This is a genomic window from Nereida ignava, assembly GCF_001049735.1.
Classification (GTDB): Bacteria; Pseudomonadota; Alphaproteobacteria; order Rhodobacterales; family Rhodobacteraceae; genus Nereida; species Nereida ignava.
Map to the genome: position 1 here is coordinate 1 of NZ_CVPC01000030.1, position 20,875 is coordinate 20,875.

General features: G+C 62.2%; 23 protein-coding genes and 2 pseudogenes. 20 read left to right on the plus strand and 5 right to left on the minus strand.

Annotated features, from left to right (window positions below; genetic code table 11):
- Together NIG5292_RS13535 and NIG5292_RS13540 are read left to right on the plus strand one after the other, a co-directional pair.
- On the plus strand, window positions 1-539 hold a 539-nt coding region (locus NIG5292_RS13535), incomplete at its 5' end, for an integrase core domain-containing protein (protein WP_048600074.1).
- Window positions 540-545: 6 nt separating this feature from the next.
- Window positions 546-1,289 (plus strand): dihydrodipicolinate synthase family protein, encoded by a 744-nt coding sequence (locus NIG5292_RS13540; protein WP_053084938.1) that lies wholly within the window; start codon window positions 546-548, stop codon window positions 1,287-1,289.
- A 294-nt stretch (window positions 1,290-1,583) separates the two neighbouring features.
- Here the strand turns inward: NIG5292_RS13540 and NIG5292_RS14975 are convergent, their stop codons facing one another.
- Both NIG5292_RS14975 and NIG5292_RS13545 read right to left on the minus strand, forming a co-directional pair.
- A complete protein-coding gene (locus tag NIG5292_RS14975) occupies window positions 1,584-1,730 on the minus strand; it encodes a hypothetical protein (protein WP_158441668.1) in 147 nt (48 codons plus the stop codon).
- A gap of 68 nt (window positions 1,731-1,798) precedes the next feature.
- Window positions 1,799-2,707 (minus strand): annotated as a pseudogene (locus NIG5292_RS13545) (IS110 family RNA-guided transposase); the annotation flags it as partial.
- Window positions 2,708-2,787: 80 nt separating this feature from the next.
- Here NIG5292_RS13545 and NIG5292_RS13550 point away from each other — a divergent pair.
- Both NIG5292_RS13550 and NIG5292_RS13555 read left to right on the plus strand, forming a co-directional pair.
- Complete coding sequence (locus tag NIG5292_RS13550) at window positions 2,788-4,221, plus strand: ISKra4 family transposase (protein WP_048600075.1); 1,434 nt, start codon at window positions 2,788-2,790, stop codon at window positions 4,219-4,221.
- A gap of 9 nt (window positions 4,222-4,230) precedes the next feature.
- Window positions 4,231-4,869, plus strand: a pseudogene (locus tag NIG5292_RS13555) (IS630 family transposase); the annotation flags it as partial.
- Window positions 4,870-4,956: 87 nt separating this feature from the next.
- Here the strand turns inward: NIG5292_RS13555 and NIG5292_RS13560 are convergent.
- Window positions 4,957-5,880 carry a LysR substrate-binding domain-containing protein gene (locus tag NIG5292_RS13560; RefSeq protein WP_074842178.1) on the minus strand — a complete coding sequence of 308 codons (924 nt, stop codon included), beginning with the start codon at window positions 5,878-5,880 and terminating at the stop codon, window positions 4,957-4,959.
- A gap of 116 nt (window positions 5,881-5,996) precedes the next feature.
- Here NIG5292_RS13560 and NIG5292_RS13565 point away from each other — a divergent pair, with 116 nt between their 5' ends.
- The 13 genes from NIG5292_RS13565 (at window position 5,997) to NIG5292_RS13625 (ending at window position 18,025) form a co-directional block, all read left to right on the plus strand.
- On the plus strand, window positions 5,997-6,659 hold the full coding sequence (locus NIG5292_RS13565; protein ID WP_074842181.1) for an RraA family protein: 663 nt from the start codon (window positions 5,997-5,999) through the stop codon (window positions 6,657-6,659).
- A gap of 5 nt (window positions 6,660-6,664) precedes the next feature.
- Entirely contained in the window at window positions 6,665-7,717 is a 1,053-nt protein-coding gene (locus tag NIG5292_RS13570) for an Ldh family oxidoreductase (RefSeq protein ID WP_048600077.1), read from the plus strand.
- An 11-nt stretch (window positions 7,718-7,728) separates the two neighbouring features.
- Window positions 7,729-8,883: an iron-containing alcohol dehydrogenase gene (locus NIG5292_RS13575; RefSeq protein WP_048600078.1), complete on the plus strand. Its 1,155-nt coding sequence runs from the start codon at window positions 7,729-7,731 to the stop codon at window positions 8,881-8,883.
- Window positions 8,884-8,905: 22 nt separating this feature from the next.
- Window positions 8,906-10,384, plus strand: coding sequence for an aldehyde dehydrogenase family protein (locus NIG5292_RS13580; RefSeq protein WP_048600079.1), 1,479 nt, complete (start codon window positions 8,906-8,908; stop codon window positions 10,382-10,384).
- A gap of 23 nt (window positions 10,385-10,407) precedes the next feature.
- Entirely contained in the window at window positions 10,408-11,382 is a 975-nt protein-coding gene (locus NIG5292_RS13585) for a TRAP transporter substrate-binding protein (protein ID WP_048600080.1), read from the plus strand.
- On the plus strand, window positions 11,354-11,899 hold the full coding sequence (locus tag NIG5292_RS13590; protein ID WP_082136714.1) for a TRAP transporter small permease: 546 nt from the start codon (window positions 11,354-11,356) through the stop codon (window positions 11,897-11,899). The genes NIG5292_RS13585 and NIG5292_RS13590 overlap by 29 nt, the downstream gene beginning before the upstream one ends.
- On the plus strand, window positions 11,899-13,191 hold the full coding sequence (locus tag NIG5292_RS13595; RefSeq protein WP_048600082.1) for a TRAP transporter large permease: 1,293 nt from the start codon (window positions 11,899-11,901) through the stop codon (window positions 13,189-13,191). Before NIG5292_RS13590 ends, NIG5292_RS13595 begins: the two co-directional genes overlap by 1 nt.
- 33 nt (window positions 13,192-13,224) lie before the next feature.
- The gene (locus tag NIG5292_RS13600; protein WP_048600083.1) at window positions 13,225-13,548 is read left to right on the plus strand and encodes an RraA family protein; all 324 of its coding nucleotides are present in this window, start codon (window positions 13,225-13,227) and stop codon (window positions 13,546-13,548) included.
- Window positions 13,549-13,590: 42 nt separating this feature from the next.
- On the plus strand, window positions 13,591-15,027 hold the full coding sequence (locus NIG5292_RS13605) for an NAD(P)-dependent oxidoreductase (protein WP_048600084.1): 1,437 nt from the start codon (window positions 13,591-13,593) through the stop codon (window positions 15,025-15,027).
- A 3-nt stretch (window positions 15,028-15,030) separates the two neighbouring features.
- Window positions 15,031-16,284: a glycerate kinase type-2 family protein gene (locus NIG5292_RS13610; RefSeq protein ID WP_048600085.1), complete on the plus strand. Its 1,254-nt coding sequence runs from the start codon at window positions 15,031-15,033 to the stop codon at window positions 16,282-16,284.
- 107 nt (window positions 16,285-16,391) lie between these two features.
- Window positions 16,392-16,943, plus strand: coding sequence for an aminotransferase class IV (locus NIG5292_RS13615; protein WP_267884471.1), 552 nt, complete (start codon window positions 16,392-16,394; stop codon window positions 16,941-16,943).
- Between the two features lie 275 nt (window positions 16,944-17,218).
- A complete protein-coding gene (locus tag NIG5292_RS15070; protein ID WP_199555608.1) occupies window positions 17,219-17,584 on the plus strand; it encodes a hypothetical protein in 366 nt (121 codons plus the stop codon).
- A 168-nt stretch (window positions 17,585-17,752) separates the two neighbouring features.
- The gene (locus tag NIG5292_RS13625; RefSeq protein WP_048600086.1) at window positions 17,753-18,025 is read left to right on the plus strand and encodes a hypothetical protein; all 273 of its coding nucleotides are present in this window, start codon (window positions 17,753-17,755) and stop codon (window positions 18,023-18,025) included.
- A gap of 594 nt (window positions 18,026-18,619) precedes the next feature.
- Here the strand turns inward: NIG5292_RS13625 and NIG5292_RS13630 are convergent.
- Both NIG5292_RS13630 and NIG5292_RS13635 read right to left on the minus strand, forming a co-directional pair.
- On the minus strand, window positions 18,620-18,829 hold the full coding sequence (locus tag NIG5292_RS13630; protein ID WP_048600087.1) for a cold-shock protein: 210 nt from the start codon (window positions 18,827-18,829) through the stop codon (window positions 18,620-18,622).
- A 230-nt stretch (window positions 18,830-19,059) separates the two neighbouring features.
- Window positions 19,060-19,830, minus strand: a complete 771-nt coding sequence (locus NIG5292_RS13635; protein ID WP_048600088.1) for a hypothetical protein — start codon at window positions 19,828-19,830, stop codon at window positions 19,060-19,062.
- A gap of 286 nt (window positions 19,831-20,116) precedes the next feature.
- Here NIG5292_RS13635 and NIG5292_RS13640 point away from each other — a divergent pair, with 286 nt between their 5' ends.
- The 3 genes from NIG5292_RS13640 to NIG5292_RS13650 form a co-directional block, all read left to right on the plus strand.
- Window positions 20,117-20,341 carry a hypothetical protein gene (locus NIG5292_RS13640; protein WP_048600089.1) on the plus strand — a complete coding sequence of 75 codons (225 nt, stop codon included), beginning with the start codon at window positions 20,117-20,119 and terminating at the stop codon, window positions 20,339-20,341.
- The gene (locus NIG5292_RS13645) at window positions 20,316-20,603 is read left to right on the plus strand and encodes a transposase (protein WP_048600090.1); all 288 of its coding nucleotides are present in this window, start codon (window positions 20,316-20,318) and stop codon (window positions 20,601-20,603) included. The genes NIG5292_RS13640 and NIG5292_RS13645 overlap by 26 nt, the downstream gene beginning before the upstream one ends.
- Before the next feature lie 11 nt (window positions 20,604-20,614).
- Window positions 20,615-20,875: IS3 family transposase (locus tag NIG5292_RS13650; RefSeq protein ID WP_048600091.1), on the plus strand; the 261-nt coding region annotated here is incomplete at its 3' end.

The following is a 20,875-nucleotide window of genomic DNA, read 5'->3' on the forward strand; positions in this document are numbered from 1 at the left end:
ACAGTTCGGTCATCCGTTTGCGCCCAATGCATCCCAATCATGTTTGGGCAATTGATTTTGTTCACGACAAGCTGAGTAACGGGCGCAGCTACAAGATGCTGACCGTCTTAGATGAGTTTACCCGCCAAGCTCTTTGCGTTGAGGTGCAAGACAAGATGAACTCAGATGATGTTTTGCGTGTCATACATCGTTTGCTGATGAAATACGGAAAGCCTGAATGCATTCGATCTGACAATGGCGGGGAGTTCGTAGCTGAACACCTTCAAAAATGGCTCAGAAAGGTTGGCGTCAAACCAATCCAAATCTACCCAGGCAGTCCTTGGGAAAACGGTTACAATGAACGGTTCAACGGTATTCTTCGCCAAGAAGTCTTAAACGCTGAATGGTTCCACAGCATCAAACAGGCTCAGGTCGCAATCAATATTTGGCTCAAAGAATACAATCACATCAGGCCCCATCATGCACTCGGAATGCGACCTCCCATGCCAGAAACCTTATTAGAGAAATCCAAAATTAGTGGCACTGAAATTGGGGGCTAGACAGTCGTGCATGAGATCGTATCGGCGGTCGCAGGTAAACCCGTCATCGTCGGCATATCGGCACCGGGCTTTGCGGCAATGCGCAGCCTCGCGCTGAAGTCAATGGAGTTCGGAGCCGCCGGCGTCATGATGACACCGCCTGCAGCCATGCGGACGGACGAGCAGATCACCGGCTGGGTCCGCAACGCGGCCCGGGCGATCGGCGAGGACATCCCCTTTGTCCTGCAGGACCACCCAACTGCGACGGGCGTCGTCATGGCGCCGCGCGTCATCCGGCAGATCATCGAGGAAAACCCTTCCTGCGTCATGCTCAAGCACGAGGACTGGCCGGGGCTCGACAAGCTTACCACTCTCCGTCGCTGGCAGCAGCAAGGAAAGATGCGGTCAATCTCTATTTTGTGCGGAAATGGCGGCATGTTCCTCGACTTCGAAATGCTGCGCGGCGCGGACGGAGCCATGACGGGCTACGCCTTTCCAGAGATGCTGCGCAGGGTGGTTGACCTATCGAGGCATGACGTCGAAGCCGCCTCCGACATCTTCGACGCGCACCTGCCTCTCCTGCGATACGAACAACAGGCTGGGGTCGGACTCGCGGTACGCAAATACATCCTAAAGCAGCGGGGCGCCATCGCACACGAAGCTCTACGCACGCCGGGGCCACATCTGAACGAAGAGGCACGAGTTGAGGTAAAGCGGCTTCTGCGGCGTTTGATTCTCCGCGACCCGGACTGCGGTGCGACGTCCTCCTGACCTTCGGTTTACATCGAGCCGTCGATGCAGGCTTACTTCGCGCCTCTTCGGTTCTTCGATGCTGTAGGGCCGGATGTTTGTCCTGATCCATGACATGTATCGGCCGAAAGCGCTGCTCAGATCCGGAGGTTAATCCGCTGAATCTGGGCTCAGATTTGTAACCCCTTGCCATAACCTTAGGGTCTGGACTTCGGTAACGGGTGCGTCCCAGTCAAGCCGTTTTGCGCAAAACGATTGACCCGCCATAGCGGTTCCTTTGATAATTTTTGGTGCCCGCCCTGGCTTCTGTCGCGGCTATTGGCTGAGGTCCTTCGGGTACATGCTTCGGTTCGTGGTCAGCGCGGCGGCTGCCAACATGATGCTGGTTCGATGTAATTCCGATGTGCCCATCTCATAGGCGTGCTTGACTTGTGTCAGCGACAGTCCAGACCACGGCATCATCGGAACCACGTCCCTGCGGGACCTCGGAAGCCTGCGATCAATCAGGCAACGGGTGACGGGTCATCCGGTCAGGCAAGTTTCGGCGCGGCATCTGGCTGGAAGGTCGTGTTATCGACCCAAATCCGGTGAAGTATGACAGCGATGCGACGTGCGAGGGCGACCATCGCGATTTTACGACCGCGCCGCTGCGCGAGCTGGGCTCCCCATGTTCTCAGCCATGTCGATCGGCCGCGGTTCATCATGACGGTTGCTGCTTGGCACAATGCTCGCCTCAGGTTGACGTCACCCGCTTTGGTGATGCCGCCGGACACGTCCCGCTCACCAGACTGGCTACGAGAGGGCGTCAGGCCAACCCAGGGGCCAATTCTCTTTGAAGACTGAAAGCGGGCCGGATCATCGACCGCAGCACGGAATGTCAGTGCTACGACGGCACCGATTCCAGGCATCGACATAAGGCGTTGGCAAACCGGATCATCCCAGGCCAACTGGCGCACGCACTTTTCGAGACCGGCCAGTTCCTGTCGTAGGGATGCTCGGGCCCGCAACATCGGTTCAGTCGCGGTTTCCAGCATCGGATTGCCATCTGCCAATTCTCGAATGCGCGTCTCGAACCTACCGCGGGAGATCGCACCGACCTTGAGGCCAAAGTTCCGCAGCAGTCCGCGCAACGACATTTCCAGAGCGATCATGTTCTGCTGGATAGCCTTTCGAGCGCCGAGAACCGCCCGGGTTTCCTGAGCAGAGACAGATTTACAATGGACCGGGCGGAACCAGCCGAGATGAAGAAGGCGTGCAATCCCTTCTGCATCGCGCCGATCCGTCTTGATCGGCATCGCCTTCAGCGCTCCTTTCACCTGGCGCGTTTCCATGAGCACCACATCCAGGCCAGCTTCGGTCAGCCTTCGGTGCAGCCATTGCGACAGTGGCCCGGCCTCCAGGCCAATCACTGCGATGCTGCCGTCAAGTTCGTCCAACCAGGAGACCGTTCAATTGTCTGGGGTGCAATCTCTGACCGGCCGTGGAAAGCTTCCATTTTTTACTCAAGGCGGAGGGAATCATGCATTGGCGCATCACGGTAGAAGCGGTCGATCTGACCGGTGAGGAGTATCGGCAGGAGTTCCTGTTTGAGAAGGATCTTGATGGCTTGACTGACGGTCGCATCGGCTGTTCGATCGAGGACGGCAAAGAGATCATGCGTGAAATCCAGAAGGCTGTCGTGCAGCGCGAGCTTGATCTCTGGGTACGCTACCGGCGCATCTGTCAGTGCTGTGGTGGTCAGCTGCCAATCAAAGACTACCGGACACGGAAGATACTGACGGTTTTTGGCGCAGTTCCGTTGACCTCTCCTCGCCTGATGATCTGCCAAAGATGCACCCCATGGGCCTGTTTCACGTTCTCTCCAGCCGCGGATCTTTGTCCTGATCGCGCCACGCCCGAACTGATGGAGCTGTCGGCGAGGCTTGGTGCCAAGCTGCCCTACCGCGAGGCATCGGACATACTGTCGACATTCCTCCCCGATCAAATGTCGCGCAAGTTTACCACCCTTCGCCATCGCACGCTTTCGGTTGGAAAGCGCATCGAAGACGCTGAACGCAGTCGGCGCTGGAACGAATTCTTGGCTAAAGAAGACCGCACCCAACTGGAGTTGCAGATGGAGGACGATCCCGCGCGCGAATTCATCTTCACCGTCGACACCGCGCATATCCCCTTGGTGAAGAATTGGGGCGGGCGCACATTTGAGGCGGTTGTCGGTCATTGCGGACGTGGCGGTCGAGGCGACAGCCCTGGACCGCTCTTTGCGTTCGAGGGGACACAGTTGGCTGAGTTGGATGCGACCGCCTCACTGGCTTTGAACGACCAGGGATATATTGGTCGAGGGGAGATTACTGTGATCTCGGACGGCGAAGAATGCCTCAAGCGCCTGACTGGCATGTTGCCGCAGCCGGCCACTCACATTCTCGACTGGTTTCATATTTCAATGAAACTTCAGCCGCTGGCCCAGATAGCACTGACTGTACCCGAGGGCTATGGTCTGTTCGAGCAAGACATCGACCGTATCAAATGGAGACTTTGGAACGGCCAACCAAAGCGTGCTCTGGATCTGATAGCTCTCGTCAGAAAGGCGCTTTCCTCAGAGACAGGTCACTGTTTCTGGGCCCAACGCGCAGACAAGCTCCTGGAGAAACTTAGCACCTATATTAGCCGAAACAGTCAATCAGTCATCAACTACGCTGAACGCCATCGCGCAGGACGACGCATTGCAACATCACCGGCAGAAGCAAGCGTGAACGCGCTCGTAGCCAAACGGTTCGTCAAGAAACAGCAGATGCGATGGTCACGAACCGGCGCACATTATCTGCTGAAAGTGCGCGCTGCAATGCTGAACGGTGATCTCCCGGATCGAACCCGATACGTCCCGCCTGAAACCGAAGGATCACCCTATGTGGCAAGCCTGCTGAACCCAAAACCGCCACTCCTTAAAGCGGCATGACCCCAACATTTTGAACGGTCCCTCCGCGACATCGTCGGCCTTTATTTGTCACCGCCCAACCGAGCTTTAGTACTCAGCGTGGACGAGAAAAGCCAAATTCAGGCGCTCGATCGTGAGCAGCCGGTCCTGCCTATGATGCCCGGCATGCCCGAACGCCGCACCCACAGCTACATCCGTCATGGCACCACTTCGCTCTTCGCAGCGCTCGATATCGCCTCGGGATTTGTCATCGGCAAATGCTACAAGCGGCATCGCGCCACCGAGTTTCTCGACTTCCTCAAGCAGATTGACGCTCAGGTGCCGCCCGACCTCGACGTACACATCATCATGGACAATTACGCGACCCACAAGACCGCGTTGGTTCGAGCATGGCTCGCCCGCCGGCCGCACTACCACGTCCACTTCACGCCAACCTCTGCATCTTGGATCAACCAGGTCGAGCGTTGGTTTGCGGAACTCACCCGCAAGCAGTTGCGGCGCGGCGTTCATACCTCCACCAGCGAACTGGAGCGCGACATCCGCGCTTTCATCGAACGCCACAACGAGAACCCAAAGCCATACCGGTGGACCAAGTCGGCCGACGAGATCCTCGCATCCGTGAAGCGCTTCTGCCAGACCGCAGAGCGCACGTTATGCGGCGAACTTTAGATTCAGATGACTAGTAATTGTGCGACAGATGGCGATGACGTTGGTGGTTGCCGGAAAGCTACCCATGGTCGCGACTACAATCTGATATCACCTCCGCAGTCGAGTTATCGCCTGCTCGGCCATGAACTCCTCGCCGACCGTCAGCGCGATGGCGCGAAAGGCGCGGAGCGACGGCATTTCGCGGCTCGTCCGCCAGGCCAACACGACGCTGACCGGCGGCGGGTCCTCCTGGATGCGCAGGAAGGCGACGCCGGAGACCTGCATGTTCTTGGCGGTCACCGGTACGATCGCGACCCCCATGCCGGCGCTGACGAGGCCCACGACGGTGTGCACTTGCGTCGCCGTCTGGATCGCCTGCGGGGTGAAGCCGGCCGCCTCGCACATCCTAAGGATCGAGGCGTTGAACAGCGGGCTGCTGGCGCGGGGAAAGAGAATGAACGGCTCGTTCGAAAGCCGCGCCAGCGGCGTGGACGCCGACGAGGCCAGCAGGTGATAGGCCGGCACCGCGACTACGAAACCCTCCTCCATGATCGACAGCGTCTCGATGCCCGGCGCATAGCGGGCCGGCCGCGTCAGTCCGACGTCGATATGATCGCGGGCGAGCGCCGTGGCCTGGTCGGCGATGCTCATCTCCCTGAGTTCCAGCTCCACGTCCGGGTAGAGATCGCGGAAACGCTGCAGCGTTCGCGGCAGGAGCCCGTAGGTCGAGGAATGGATGAAGCCGATGGTAAGCCGTCCGAGTTCGCCCTTGCCGGCGCGGCGCACATCCTGCTCCAACTGCTCGAGTTCGCGGAGGATGGAGCGGCTGCGCTCCAGCATCAGCGCGCCGGCGGCCGTCAGTTCCACCTTCCGCTGGGTGCGCACGAAGAGTGCGGCACCCGTCTGCTGCTCGATCTTCTGGATCTGCCGCGACAGCGCCGGCTGGGCGATGTGCAGGCGTGCCGCCGCCCGGCCGAAATGCAGTTCCTCGGCCACGGCCTGCACATAGCGCAACTGACGGATTTCGAGCATCGGCAATACCTCCAGGGCATCAATAGATGGCTCATAATGTATTGGACGTCAATAGAAGGGCAGCCTACGATCCCCCAACACGAACAAAAAACGCGACTGCGTTTCGGGAGGTTACATTGCTAGGATTTCGCGTAATGGAGGGCTTCGGTCGTCCGTCCAAGGAACTCGTCGAAAAATTTCGGACGATCCCCACCGCCATTGTCAGCGACAACATGCACCGCATCTTCGCCGGCGGCACGGGCCTGCGGCCCTTCCACGGTGATGCCGTGCTATGCGGCTCGGCGCTGACCGTGCGCACCCGCCCAGGCGACAATCTCATGGTCCACAAGGCGCTCGACATCGCCAGGCCGGGCGACGTGATCGTGGTCGACGCCAGCGGCGATCTCACCAACGCCATCATCGGCGAGATCATGCTCAACTACGCAATCACCCGCGGTGTCGCCGGCTTCGTCATCGACGGCGCGGTGCGCGATTCCGGCGCGATCGCAAAGAGCGGCCTGCCGGTCTATGCCCGTGGCGTCACCCATCGCGGCCCCTACAAGGACGGCCCCGGGGAGGTCGGCGTGCCGGTCACGGTCGGCGGCATGGTGGTCTCCTCCGGCGATATCGTGCTCGGCGACGAGGATGGCGTGCTCGCCGTTCCGCAGAGCCACGCGGAGGAGATCCTGGCGCCCGCGGTCGCCCAGCAGGCCCGCGAGACCGGCATCCTCGCCAGCATCGCCGATGGCACCGTCGACCGCACCTGGGTCGACCAGACGCTGCGCGCCAAGGGACTGTGAGCGCCATGGCCCACAGCGTCTCGAAACTCGTCGATTTTTCCACCAAGCTACTGACGGCGGGCGGTGCGCCGGACGCCGTGGCCCGTGCGGTCTCCGAAAGCCTTGTCGCGGCCGATTTGCGTGGCGTCAGTTCCCACGGCGTGGTGCGCCTCGGCGTCTACCTGAAGCGCATGGCCGAGGGCATGATCGATCCGAAGGCCGAACCTCAATTGGAGCGCGACGACGGGCCGGTCGGCCTGCTCGACGGTCGCAACAATTTCGGCGCCTATGTCGGCGCCCGCGGTCTCGACATCGCCATGGCCCGCGCCAAGACCCACGGCGCCTACATTCTCGGCGTCCGTCATTCCAACCACTTCGGCACCGGCGCGCACTACCTGCAGCAGGCGGTCTCGCAGGGGCTGGCGATGATCGTCATGTCCAACGCGTCCCAGACGATGCCGCCGACAGGGGGTGTGCGGCCCTTCATGGGAACGAACCCGATCGCCTTCGGTTTTCCGACCGGCACCGACGTCCCCTTCATCCTCGACATGGCGACGAGCCTCGTCGCCCGCGGCAAGATCATCGTCGCGGCCAGCAAGGGCGAGGCGATCCCGCTCGGCTGGGCTGTCGATAAGGACGGCAATCCGACGACCGACGCCCATGCCGCTCTCGACGGCGCTGTGTTGCCGCTCGGGGGCGCGAAGGGTTCGGGCCTCGCCATGGCGATCGACATCCTGTGCGGCGTGCTGACCGGCGCGGGCTTCGGCCCCTCGGTGAACAACATGTACGACAACTGGGAAGAGCCCCAGAACGTCGGTCACATGTTCATCGTGCTCGACATTGCGCGCTGGATGCCGCTCGAAACCTTCATGGCCCGCCTCGATGATTACATCCGCCTTCTGAAGCTGGAGCCCCGGGCGGGCGGCGTCGAAGAAATCTTCTACGCGGGCGAGATCGAAGGCCGGCTAGAGGCCAGCCGCCTCCGCGACGGCATCACGCTGCCGGCCAAGGTCGAGGACGAACTCAACGCCCTCGGCGCGGCCTACGGCCTTTCGCTCAACGAACTTCAATTGTCCTGAAAGAACGAACCATGCGTGCATTCTCCTACCACATCCCGACGCAGATCGAATTCGGCAATGGCGCGATCGCCCGGCTGCCGGAGTTCGTCAAGGCCCTCGGCGGCTCGCGCGTGCTGGTCGTCGGCGACCCCGGCGTGCAGCGCGTCGGCCTTATCGATCGCGTCCAGGCGATCCTCACCGGCGCCTCGATCTTCAACGCGGTCTACGCCGACGTCGAAAGCGATCCTGCCACCCGCTCCGTTGACGAGGGCACCGTCCACGGCAAGGCGAACGGTTGCGACCTCGTGGTCGGCATCGGCGGCGGTAGCGCGCTGGACACCGCAAAGGCCATCGGCCTGATGCTGGTCAACGACGGCAACATCAAGGATTATGTCGGCATCGGCAAGGTGCCGAGGGCCGGCGCGCCGGTGATCGCCGTACCCACCACGGCCGGAACGGGCAGCGAACTCACCATCTGGTCCGTGCTGTCCGACAAGGTCGCGAAGGCAAAGATCAGCGTCGGCAGTGCGCTGAACTGCCCGGCGATCGCGCTTCTCGATCCGGAACTGACGCTTTCGCTGCCGCCGCAGATCACCGCCGCCACCGGCATGGACGCGCTGACCCACGCGCTGGAGTCCTACGTCAATACCGCGACGCAGCCGATCTCGGAGGCGATGTCCGACCAGGCGATGACGCTAATCGCAAGGAGCCTAAGCAAGGCGGTCGCCGACGGCTCCGACGTCGAGGCGCGTGGCGACATGCTGCTCGCCAGCACCATCGCGGCCATGGCCTTCAACAGCACGCGCCTTGGCTTGGTACACGCCTTCGCCATGCCTCTTGGCGCGAAGTTCGGCATTCCCCACGGCCTGGTCAACGCGATCATGCTGCCGGAGGTGATGCGCTTCAACCATCTCGCCAACCCCCGCAAGTTCGCCCGCATAGCAGAGATCTTCGGCGAGAAAACCGCCGGTCTTTCGGTTGAGGAGGCTGCCGCGCTCTCCGTCTCGGCCATCGAGAAGCTGAAGCTCGATGTTGGCATCACCGCAAAGCTCAGCAATTTCGGCGTTACGGAAGGCCGCTTCGACGAAATCGTCGATGAGGCGATGCTGTCCGGCAACGTGCCGGTCAATCCGCGCCAGCCGACCAACGACGACATGAAGGCCCTGCTTAGGGCCGAGCTGGTCTGAGCGGCCGGGAAGGAGAATAACGATGTCCGACATGTTGAACTGGCTCGCCGGAGCCGTTGGCGGAACCTACGGAAACTTCATCGGCGGCGAATGGAAGCCTGCCGGCGACAAGACGTCCCGGATCTTCAACCCCGCAGATCGCGACCAGTCCCTCGGTCGTTTCGCCGACAGCGGTGCGGCGGAAGTGGACGAGGCGGTCGTCGCGGCCCACAAAGCATGGCTCTCATGGCGGCAGGTGCCGGGCCCCGATCGCGGTGCGATCCTGTTCCGCGCCGCCGACCTTCTGGAGCAGCGGATCGACGAACTTGCCTTCATCCTCGCCGCCGAGCAGGGCAAGGTGCTGGCGGAGGCGCGCGGAGAAGTCGGTCGCGCTGCCAAGGAACTACGCTTTTCCGCCGGCGAGGCGAGCCGTATCGACGGTGACGTGCTGCCCAGCGAAAAGCGCAACGGCTTCGCCATGACGCTGCGAGAGCCGATCGGGGTCGTCGCCGCCATCGGGCCGTGGAACTTCCCGGTCGTCACCCCGGTGCGCAAGATCGGCCCGGCGCTTGCCTTCGGCTGCAGCGTCGTCCTGAAATCGTCGAACCTCACCCCGTGGTCCGCCGTCAAGCTGATGGACGTGTTCCGTGACGCCGGCGTACCGGCAGGCGTCGTCAGCCTCGTGCTGGGTTCCGGCCGTGCGGTCGGCGAGGCGCTGATCCGCCACCCGCTGGTGCGCGGCGTATCCTTCACCGGCTCGACCGGCACGGGCGTCGCGATCAACTCAGAGGCCGGCCGCCGACTGGTGCGCACCCAGCTGGAGCTCGGCGGGAAAAACCCCGCCGTCGTCCTCGACTACGACAATGCTGCGACCATCGCCAGGCAGATCGCCGGCGCCGCCTTCGCCTGTTCGGGCCAGCGCTGCACGGCGCTGAGCCGCATCGTCGTGCTGGAGAAGAACGCTCGCGAGCTCACCGAGGCGCTGGAAGCAGAAATGGCGGCGATCAGCGTCGGCCCTGCCTGGCAAGCCGGCGCCACGATGGGTCCGCTAATCACCGCCCAGCACAAGGCCTCCGTCATGGGGCATATCGCCCATGCGCGGGAGGATGGCGCGACGCTCGCGCTCGGCGGCACATCCATGGAAGACGGCGACTTCGCCAGGGGTCATTTCGTCGCGCCGACGCTGTTCACCGGCGTCGCGAAGACCTCGCGGCTCGCGCTGGAGGAGGTCTTTGGCCCGGTGCTCGCCGTCGTTCCAGTCGGCTCGATCGATGAGGCGATCGAGGTGGCCAACAGCGTCGAATACGGGCTGGCGGCCTCCGTCTATACCAACGACGTCAACCTCTCGCTGCGGTTCGCCCGCGAGAGCCAGTCCGGCATGGTCCACGTCAATCACGGAACTGCCAGCGAGGCGCACATGCCCTTCGGCGGCGTCAAGGCGTCCGGCTTCGGCGCCTATTCCATCGGCCATTCCAACCAGGAGTTCTTCACGACCGTCAAGGCCGTCTATTTCCAAAGCTAGTGTTCAATCAGGAGGAAACCAACATGAACATGAAACTGAAAACGCCAGCCCTGCTGGCTGCCGTGGCTCTCTTTGCCACCAGTGCATCTGCAGAAACAGTCCTTCGACTCGGCCATGTCTGGCCAGATTCGGAAATCCACGCTCAGGCGGCTGAGCAATTCGCGGAAGCCGTAAGCGAGGCCACGGGCGGCGAGGTGACGGTTGAGATCTTCGGAGGCGGCACGCTTGGCTCGGACCGGGAGATCCTCGAAGGGCTCAAGATCGGCACTGCCGACATCTGGCTAGGTGGAGGGGGCGTCCTTTCGGCGGCCTCCGACACGGCTAAGATCTTTACCGTCCCCTTCATGTTCGACAATCTCGATCATTTCGCTGCAATCTACGACGGCGAGGTCGGCCAAAGCATCACCGAGGCCATCGACGAAGAGAGCGGTTATCAGATTCTGGCCTACTGGATGCGCGGTCCGCGCTGGTTGACCACCAAGACAAGAGTCGAGACGCCCGAAGATCTGTTGGGCCTCAAGATCCGTGTTCCCGACAGCTCGGTGTTCGTCGAATCTTGGCGCCAGCTCGGTGCGTCACCGACGCCGATGAACTTCGGCGAGGTCTTTACTGCACTTCAACAGGGGGTGATTGATGGACAGGAAAACCCACTGTCGCTGATCTACGCGTCGAAGTTTTCGGAGGTCGTCGATTTTCTCGGCGATACCCAGCACGTGATGGAGCCAATCGCCGTAGTCGCTTCGTCGAGCCGGCTCTCGCAGCTCGGCGAAGAGGAGCAAGCCGCGATTCTGGAAGCCGCCAACGGCGTCGCCAAGTCTTTCGTCGCCGAATCCGTGAGGTCCGGCGAGGCAAATTTCCTGCAAAAGCTTCAGGACGAGGGAATGGAACTGGTCGAGGTTGACAAAGAGGCCTTCCGCAGCACGCTCGACGGCTTCGTCGACACCCACTTCCCGTCGCTGGGAGACGTCTATGGCGAAATCCGCAATGCCGCGGAATAAGCCGGATCCCGGGCCGAGAACGGCCCGGTCATGGCCGATCCGAGCGTTTCTCGGGTCGGTCGATACGATGAATTCGGCGATAACCGTGTTGCTTTGCGCCCTTCTGGCGGTGATGAGCGTACTCGGTTTCGCGCAGGTGATTTTCCGATACCTGATCGGCAGCCCACTTACCTGGTCCGAGGAAGTACTGCGCTTTGCCCTTATCTGGCTTCCGTTTCTCGGCGCCGGGCTCGTTGTGCGCCAAGGCATGCTGGTCGCCGTCGAGATCGTGCTCCACACGGCGCCCGCGCCGGTTGCGAGGGGGCTGCACTGGGCGGTCCTCGTCATCTCGGCCGCCTTCTGGGGCATCCTTCTATATTATAGTGTCATCATGTTGTCGCTCGTCTCCGGCACCCGCGCCGGCGCAACCGAATGGCCCATGTCCTATGTCTATTTAGCGATCCCCGTTGGATCGGCGTTCGCCCTCGTCAATACCGCGGCCACCGCCCTAGATCGCGCAACTCCGGTGATTGATTAATGAGCCCTGCACTAATTATAGCCGTCCTTTTGGTATTGTTCTTCGCCGCCGTACCGATTGTGATCGCTCTCGGCGCCGTGTCGATGATCTACATGCACAGCGCTGACATTCCGCTTCAGGCCGTTGCGCAGCGCATGTTTGCCGGACTCGACAGCTTTCCCCTCGCCGCAATCCCTTTCTTCATCCTGTCCGGTGCGTTGATGGAGGCATCGGGCATTTCGCGCCGCCTTATCGACTTTGCGCAGTCGCTTGTCGGCCGATTGCCGGGGGGGTTGGGCATGGTCACGGTGCTTTCGGCGATGTTCTTCGCCGCCATTTCAGGCTCCAGCGCAGCGACCACGGCCGCGATCGGCTCAATCCTCATTCCTGCCATGGCGTCGCGCGGTTACTCGCGCCGTTTCGCAACGGCGACGCAGGCCGCGTCGGGCGAATTGGGCGTCATCGTGCCGCCATCCATTCCGCTCATCATCTATGCGCTGACCGCCGGCGTGCCCGTTTCGATAGGCGATCTGTTCATGGCTGGGGTTCTACCTGGGATCCTGATCGCCTGCTCACTTCTGGTGACGGTGTACGCGATCTCGCGCAGGCGCGGATATGGTCTCGGCACCGCGGGCGACGATGCCGACCGGATACCGCGCAAGTGGCCCGCCTTCCGGGCCGCCATCCTCCCGTTGCTGATGCCCTTCATCGTTCTGGGGGGGATCTACGGCGGGGTCTTCACGCCCACCGAGGCCGCCGTGGTGGCGGTCGCCTATGCGCTGTTCCTCGGCGTTGCAGTGTTCCGCACCCTGACGCCGTCGGCGGTCTATTCGGCGCTCAAAACTTCGATAACGAGTTCAATCGTCATTTTGCTAATCATCAGCGCCGCCAGCGCCTTTGGCTGGGTGCTTGCCGCAAATCGCGTGCCGGACATGGTGGCGAGCGCTTTCATCGCCGCTTCCGACAACAAGATCGTCTTCCTTATCCTCATCAACCTGCTTCTGCTGCTGGTCGGCATGTTCTTGGAGACCGGTGCGGCAATCATCATCCTCGCCCCGATCCTGACGCCTGTGGCGTCGCAGTTCGGCGTTGATCCCGTGCAGTTCGGCATCATCATGATCGTTAATTTGGCGGTCGGCATGACGACGCCTCCGGTCGGCGTCAATCTCTTCATCGCCTGTCAGGTGGCGGGTGTGCGGATCGAGCAGATACTGCGCGACATGCTGCCGTTCTACCTAGTCCTAATCTTCAACATCCTACTAGTCACCTACATTCCGCAATTGTCGCTCTGGCTGCCCAACCTGCTGCACTGATTGCACCTTCTAGTCCATAAAGGAGACCGAAAGATGCCTCTTGGATTTCGCGTCCGCAACGATCACACCCGCGCCGCGCCGGATCTCGTCGCAGCCTTCTCGAAGATTCCGGCGGCGATTATCAGCGACAATCTCTCGCGCATGGTCTCGGCCGGCCCCTTGGTACGCCCGATGCACAGATACGGTGCGCCGCTGGCCGGCACCGCGCTGACGGTCAAGACCCGGCCAGGCGATAACCTGATGATCCACAAGGCCGCCCATTCCGCCAAGCACCTTGCGACGCCCTTCATGGGGTGGCTACACTTCCAGCCCATTTACGACTGGATCATCCGGACCGATCCGGATCTGGTGAACTGAGCCTGACGCACCGCAGCGACCGGCCGAGAGGAAGACGAAACCATGTATGACACTGACGCCCGCCGGACCTACCGGATCCTCATCTGCGACCTGGTGGGCCTGCGGCCGGGGCCTGACGGCCGGCCGGACTGCTCCGAGGTGCGCCGACACGTCGAGCAGGCCTGCTGCACGTTCCACGATGGCGACGGCATCGTCGCTGCTGACATCGGCGGTGGCGGTATCCACTTCGTTTACCGGCCGGACCTGAACACCGCCGAAGACCTCGTCGCCGAAGCGGGTGATGGCCTGTACGACGCGGTGATCGCTGCGGCGACCGTCGTGCCGGCAGACACCGTTTTCCCCGAGGGCGGCGTTCGGATCGGGGCGGGCACGGGCAACATGCACTCCCGCTCCTGGGGCGGCGGATCGGGTGCCGGCGGCGCGGCGCCGCTGATGAACACGCCCGGCATCAACAGCCGCGCCACCGCGCAGATGGTGATGAAGGCGATCCTGCGCTTCCTGCCGGATCTGCCGTTCGACCTGCTGCACGAATGCTCCGTGTCCGGCCGTTTCGATACGGGCCGCGACCTCAAGGATTTCCCGACCGGGAAGCTGGAAGGCAGACGCATCGCCGTGCTCGGCTACGGCAATATCGGCCGCGAGGTCGCGCGCCTTGCTGATGCCTTCCGCATGCGGCCTGTGATCTATGCCCGCGAGCGGCATCGCCGCTGGATCGAAGCCGAAGGCTTCCGTTACGCGGCAACGCCCGTCGAGGCGTCCGCCGGCGCCGACATCGTTTCCGTCCATCTCGGCCTCGGCGCGGCCGATGCCACGACCGGGCGCTTCGCCAATGCCGGCCTTGTCGGCGATGCGATCTTCGATGCGGTCAGCCCCGGCGCGACGCTCGTCAATTTCGATCGCGGCGAACTGGTCGACGCCGCAGCCCTCGACACCGCGATGGGCGACGGCCGCATCCGTTTCGCCGCGATCGACGCCGACATCTTCAGAGACGCCGCGACCGGCGCGGTCTCCGGCCCACTCGCCCCCTATCTGCCGCTGGTGGAACGCCATGCCGGCCGCCTGCTGGTTCTGCCGCATGCGGTAGCCGACACCGACCATCCGTCGCGGGTGGCGGGCGCGAAACAGGCCGTAGACCAGATCCTCGAGGCGATCCGCTTCCGTCGCGTGGGCAATCTCAAGGGTGATCTCCCCGATGGCTATACCGCCGTGCCCGGCCGCGCGATCCACGGCATCGGCGGCGTTTCCGCCGGCACGTTGGCGGGCGTTGCCGAGGATGCGGACGTCGTGAAGCAATTCGCCGATATGGCCGGTCGACTCCATGATTTCTGGACGCGCCTTGCCGCCGCGGCAGATGCAGAAGAGCGGCAGGCACTCTGCGCGGCGATGGGCGACGGCGTGATGCTGGACGTCAATCGGCAGGCCGCCCTGATAGGCGCACTCGGCCTTCATGGCCCCTTCACCGGCAAACCGCGGGACTGAGCGATGGACAAGCCTTTCCTCGCCGCCCTCTTCGACCTAGCCGTCCAGGCGGCCGATCCCCTGACCGGCATCCGCGCCCACCTGCCGGAGCCGCCGCCGAGCGGCCGCACGGTCGTTATCGGGGCGGGCAAGGGCGCGGCACAGATGGCGGCGGCGCTGGAAACGCTCTGGCCCGGCCCACTTACCGGCATCGTCGTGACGCGCTACGGCTATGGCTGCGAGACGCGTGGCATCGAGGTGCTGGAGGCGGCGCACCCGGTTCCCGACGAGGCCGGGCTTGCAGCCGGCGCGCGGCTCCTCGATCTGGTTTCCGGCCTGACGGAAAACGATCTCCTCATCGCGCTGGTCTGCGGCGGCGGATCGGCGTTGCTGCCGGCGCCGCCCGAAGGGCTCACTCTCGCCGACGAGATCGCCGTCAACGAGGCGCTGCTCGCCTCCGGCGCGCCGATCTCGGCGATGAACATGGTGCGCAAGCACGTCTCGCGCATCAAGGGCGGGCGGCTCGCTGCCGCGACCCGCGCCCGCGTCGTCAGCCTGCTGGTCTCCGACATTCCGGGCGACAATCCTGCCGCCATCGCATCCGGCCCGACGATCCCCGACGCCTCGACGCGTGCGGATGCGCTGGCGATCGTCGCGCAGTACCGCCTCGATCTGCCGGCCGCCGTCATGACGCATCTGAACGGGCCGGCGGCCGACGCACCGATGCCCGACGATCCGGTCTTCGCCCGACACGAGCATCACATCGTCGCCTCGGCGCGTGTTTCGCTGGAGGCTGCTGCGGACGAGGCACGGGGCCGCGGCGTCATGCCGGTGATCCTATCGGATGCGATGGAAGGCGAGGCGCGCGACGTGGCGCTCGTCCATGCCGCGATCGCCCGCGAGGTGCTGGCGCGCGGCCGCCCGTTTTCGCGACCGGCCGTGCTGCTTTCCGGCGGCGAGACGACGGTGACATTGCGGGGAAGGGGCGGGCGGGGCGGCCGAAACGGTGAATTCGCGCTCGCCATGGCGCTTGCCATCGACGGCCACGCCATCGAGGTTCTGGCGGCCGATACGGACGGCATCGACGGCTCCGAGGACAATGCCGGCGCTTTCGCCGACGGAACGACAGTGCGACGTCTGCGCGCCGCTGGAATTGATCCGCGCGAAATGTTGGATCGCAACGACAGCTATACCGCATTCTCCACCATCGGCGACTTCCATGTGACCGGACCAACCGGCACGAACGTCAATGATTTCCGCGCAATCCTTATTCGCTGACCTCGGGTAGGTCTATCTTTCGCGTAGAACGGCGTGGTCGAGCTGCTGCTGAACAACTTCACGGGTTCTAGCGCGCGCGGCAAATAGCGGCGAGCGTCGGTGTCGCGTTGCCCCTAAATCCGAGACACGGCGGTTCCGTTGCAAATAAGGAGCAACTTGAGCGTGGACTCCGCGTCGCAGTCAGTGAAACCGTTCGAATCCCGCCCAAGTCCGTGGATCCGAATATCAAGAACTATCACTGGCTCGATCTTGTGAAAGGTCTTTTTGATGCCTACGATTCGGATGCGGAAACTGCGCTAATCATGGACATCCACGGCAATATTGCCGAAGGCCCGGGATTCAATGTCTTTACGGTCAAGGATGGCAAACTCAAGACGCCAGCCTTCGGAGTCCTCTCGGGCATTACACGGCAAACTGTTTTCGATCTTTGCAAGGAAACTGGACTCAGCGTCTCTGCCGCAGATTTGTCTCGCGACGAACTTATGCAGGCCGACGAAGTGTTCATTACTTCTACGGCCGGAGGCATAATGCCGGTTACTCAAGTCGATGGACGTAACATTGGAGATGGCAAGGTAGGCAGCCTTACGCGCCGGTTGACGGACCTTTACTGGCAGAAGCATACGGATCCAGCGTGGTCGACCGCTATTGCCTATCCGTAGTTTAACAACAGTGATTGCATAGGTTGCTCCCGCAAGGGCGAGCAGGAGCCACTGATCTTGTTTTTATGGACAGCCGTTTCCAAGACAGATTGATGAGAAGCGCCTTTACTTCCTATTTGTCGCATGAGCTTGCAGAGCTAAATCCGCCGGCCTTTATAAGTCCAAACGCGTCATCACCTCGATGCAGTCGGCCGAGATCGAGATCGCCGGCGGCGCGCGGGTGCTCAACTTCTGCGCCAACAACTATCTCGGCCTCGCCGACAATGAGGAAATTCGTGAAGCGCGAAGCAGGCGCTGGATCGCTACGGCTACGGCAGGTCTCCGTCCGCTTCATCTGCGGCACGCAGGAGGAGCACAAGCAACTGGAGGCGCAGATTTCGGCCTTCCTTGGATTCGAGGACACCATCCTCTACGGCTCCTACTTTGAACACCGGTCCGCCCTTCGGCCGGCCAGGCGGAGAGCTGAAATCATCTGTACCAGTTCAACGCCATTGTCGGCGACCCGCATTACCGGCGCCATGTCGTTGATCCGCACGATGTCCGATTGCGGCAAGTCGAGCTCGGTCTGCTGGGTCGGTATGCCCAGCTCGAGCTCCTGCATCATGCGGGTGTATTCCACCCACTTCACGTGTTGTTCGTAGGCATTGCACATGAGGCGATGATAGCGTCACCTCGACGTTCTGGCGAGGATTGGGGCGTCCTCCTGGCGGAGCCGGGCTGTCGGCAGAGCCGAAGCCCCGGGATCGGGTCTTCGTCCTGGCGGACGTCCATCCCTGACGCAGGCAGGGAGGGTTTGGGAGCAAGAGGCGATGCTGAAGTCGATCGGCAGATGGATGGAACGAAGGCGGGCGATCCGCCGCCGCTGGCAGTCGGACGCCCGTGCTCTCGTGGGCGCCGACGAGGTCAACGCCTATTACGAGGCACAAAGGCGGGCAGCTCGCGCGCGTGTTCGCGGGGATAGAGCCGCGTTCTATCACTGGGCAAAGGTGGCCGCCGAGGTGGCCAGGATCGCGCCCTTCGCGGAAATGGATATCGACGTGCTGCAAGCGCTCGTCGCCGAGGAGGAGCGTCCTCGAACCTGATGGTGCCGCTTGCATGCCGCGCCCGGCAAGGGTAGCTGCGCCGCGGCCTGTCACAATGCACAACCCGGCACAAAAATGATGTGTTGCGCGCCGCGCCCTTGCTGTGAACCGCTATCAGACGCGAGGGAGACGTATTCCGCCTGGTCGAGCACCTCGAGGGCGTCCTCTTTGTGGAAGCGCTCGACCATGTGGCGGATCTGATCGGGTTCGTCTCAAGCGACCCCGTCTGGACGAAAGTTCCCAGCAACAACAATCGACCGGACCTTTCCATTGACGGCCACGATGTCGTCGTCAGCAGTTTGAAACTGAGGTTCGCAGTCAGGTCTTGCGGACAACCCGCTGGATGAAATCGGCTTCTATTTCGAAGGGCCCAACCTGGCGACGTCTTTGCTCGAAAAATTCGAAAACCGAATGCGGGGACGAGGCCAGTGGCTTTCGCTCATCTCAGCGGCGCTGTGTGATCGCGATTCGGGAACTGGCTTGGTTGCGAGAACGGGATCGCAGCTGGGGGGGCCGGTCTGGAGAATCACCGCCGATCGGCGCGGCGGTTGATATTCCTAAGGCCGCCTGCAAGACGTGTGCGGCCTAGCACCTTCAGATCGCTCGGAGATTGCCAGCAGACGATTTGCCAGTGCGCCGATCCTGCTCGATCTCGTAGCTGACCTTCTGGCCATCGGCGAGGCCCTTCAACCCGGCACGTTCAACGGCGGATATATGAACGAAAACGTCCGCTCCGCCGGCGTCCGGTTGGATGAACCCAAAGCCTTTTGTTGCATTAAACCACTTCACCGTACCTGTAGCCACGCGTCTATTCCTTATCCTGGCAAGGCGGGCAATCCTCACCCGCGCGGAGGCAATCTAGCCATCGCCCTGAACACGTCAATGACGGTTGTCTCCCTTAGGCTCTCGCCTTTGGCCTTCGGGATCTCGGCCGAGGCGTGGCCGAGCTGTTTCTGGAGTAGCGCTCATCGTCCGACCAGGAGAGGCATGGCCGTAGCGCGGCCCGGATGCACGGTAGCCTCTCAGTGTAATCTTTACCCTTGAGGTGCGCGCGCGATTTCGCGGAGTGCGCACGCTATCTCGTCATTGGTCCAGCCGGCCGCTGCGGCGCTCTCCAGCAATTCCTGGACAGCCGGTTCCAGCGCGCGTTGGCAATGAAGTCGGCGATCCGGATGATCAGCCGCACAGCCTGGTTCCGCGATCGTGATCTTCGATCGCTTCATCGCAGGCCAAGGGCTTTCGCCCTTCTCCCTCAGGCACACGAGGCGTGCGAGCTCGCACATCATCGGCGCGCGCTTCGGACGTCGCTTGATGCGGTCAACGAGCCGCTCCAGTGATCCCCGCGCGTTGCAGCTCCTTGAAAAACGGTGGGGCGCCACGCTCCCGAGCCGGTGCGTTTCGGCGAGGCTCCAAACGTATGGGTAGGCCGCCATGAAATCGGACCGTGGCGGGGCCGCGGACGGTTCGGCCTTGGTCACGATACCCCCGCCCAGGAGCCGGTCGGCCTTTTCGATGATCTGGCGCGTCCTTGTTTTCGAAAGGCGATGTTCCTGCGCCAGCTCGGCAATGGTTTTGCCATTCAGAAAGCCGTCCACCAGGGCGACATTTCGGTCGACATTCGGACTGAACCCCCAGCAGGCACGCAGCCGGTTCACTATCGTCGTCGCACCACTTCCCTCGATGATCCCGCTGCCCGGGTTCGGTTCAACATAACCGCGATCGTGTTTTTTGCTGACAGCAAGATCGCCGGGCGAAACGCCCTGATTTGCCGGGACAAGTCTTGTCCAAAACAGCCTGTGCCGCAATCAACATGGCGGTTCACCCCGTCAGAGATGCCGGGCTGCGCCGACTGCGATCCAGCCGGCTGCCGATTGACGCGCCGATGCGCCGTGATGGTGCCGCTTGCGAGCGGGCGGCGGCAAGGGAGGCTGCGCCGCGGCCGGGCAATCCCATTGACCCCTGCGGATTCCTCAGTTGCCAGCCGCGCCCTTGCCCCCTTCGCTCTTCGCGGCGGTGGGGTCTGGTCCCGCGGGATTCGCGGGAAGGAAACCGAACAGGAAAGGCCGGAACCCGAAGGGCGCCGGGAGTGGAATGGAAAAGAGCGATGTCGAGGAACTCAGAAGCGGTGTGCCGTGTGCCGCTGTGCTGGAGCGGGCGGGCTTCGCGGTCGATCGCAAGGAGAGCACGAAACGCGCCGTCAAGTTCCGGCGCGGCGACGAAATCATCATCGTCATCTGTCTTGGCCCCCTAAAACTGTGCCACTATTTGTTGACTAAGGGAGTGACAGAGAATGGCACGGAAACGGTATTCACATGAGGATGCACTGAAGTTATTGCGCGAGATTGATGTTCATTTGCATGATGGGTTGGATGTTGTGGGCGCGTGTCGCAAGGCGGGTATTTCGGGCAAGACCTATTACTATTGGCGCAAGAAGTTCGGTGGTCTAGGGCGACCGCAGCTCTCAGAAATGAAAGCACTGAAGAAGGAAAACGAGCGGCTGAAGAAAATCGTTGCGGACCTCCAACTGGACAAGCTGATCTTGAAAGAGAGCCTCGATTATTTAAAGCCGAAGGCCTGACGGTTGATGGGTTGCGTCAGGCCGTAATCCATACCCGCCAAAGACTTGATACGTCAGAACGGCGCACATGTGCGGTTCTCGGCGTCTCGCGTTCTGGCTTGCATTACAAAACGAAGGTTCAAGGTGATGACGCATTGCGCTTGGCCATGATCCGCCTTGCCAAGCAGTATGGTCGGTACGGATATCGAAAGATCGCTGAGTTGCTGCGGATCGAAGGTTGGCACGTCAATCACAAGAAAGTTGAGCGTTTATGGCGCGAAGAAGGGCTGAAG

Bases quoted from the DNA above. Each gene is read 5' to 3' on its own strand.
- NIG5292_RS13625 (WP_048600086.1), top strand. From the start codon at position 17,753: ATGCTGAAGTCGATCGGCAGATGGATGGAACGAAGGCGGGCGATCCGC.
- NIG5292_RS13645 (WP_048600090.1), top strand. From the start codon at position 20,316: ATGGCACGGAAACGGTATTCACATGAGGATGCACTGAAGTTATTGCGC.
- NIG5292_RS13605 (WP_048600084.1), top strand. From the start codon at position 13,591: ATGTATGACACTGACGCCCGCCGGACCTACCGGATCCTCATCTGCGAC.
- NIG5292_RS13590 (WP_082136714.1), top strand. From the start codon at position 11,354: ATGGCGAAATCCGCAATGCCGCGGAATAAGCCGGATCCCGGGCCGAGA.
- NIG5292_RS13585 (WP_048600080.1), top strand. From the start codon at position 10,408: ATGAACATGAAACTGAAAACGCCAGCCCTGCTGGCTGCCGTGGCTCTC.
- NIG5292_RS13575 (WP_048600078.1), top strand. From the start codon at position 7,729: ATGCGTGCATTCTCCTACCACATCCCGACGCAGATCGAATTCGGCAAT.
- NIG5292_RS13560 (WP_074842178.1), bottom strand. From the start codon at position 5,880: ATGCTCGAAATCCGTCAGTTGCGCTATGTGCAGGCCGTGGCCGAGGAA.
- NIG5292_RS13550 (WP_048600075.1), top strand. From the start codon at position 2,788: ATGCATTGGCGCATCACGGTAGAAGCGGTCGATCTGACCGGTGAGGAG.
- NIG5292_RS13595 (WP_048600082.1), top strand. From the start codon at position 11,899: ATGAGCCCTGCACTAATTATAGCCGTCCTTTTGGTATTGTTCTTCGCC.
- NIG5292_RS14975 (WP_158441668.1), bottom strand. From the start codon at position 1,730: ATGATGCCGTGGTCTGGACTGTCGCTGACACAAGTCAAGCACGCCTAT.
- NIG5292_RS13570 (WP_048600077.1), top strand. From the start codon at position 6,665: ATGGCCCACAGCGTCTCGAAACTCGTCGATTTTTCCACCAAGCTACTG.
- NIG5292_RS13640 (WP_048600089.1), top strand. From the start codon at position 20,117: ATGGAAAAGAGCGATGTCGAGGAACTCAGAAGCGGTGTGCCGTGTGCC.
- NIG5292_RS13610 (WP_048600085.1), top strand. From the start codon at position 15,031: ATGGACAAGCCTTTCCTCGCCGCCCTCTTCGACCTAGCCGTCCAGGCG.
- NIG5292_RS13600 (WP_048600083.1), top strand. From the start codon at position 13,225: ATGCCTCTTGGATTTCGCGTCCGCAACGATCACACCCGCGCCGCGCCG.
- NIG5292_RS13580 (WP_048600079.1), top strand. From the start codon at position 8,906: ATGTCCGACATGTTGAACTGGCTCGCCGGAGCCGTTGGCGGAACCTAC.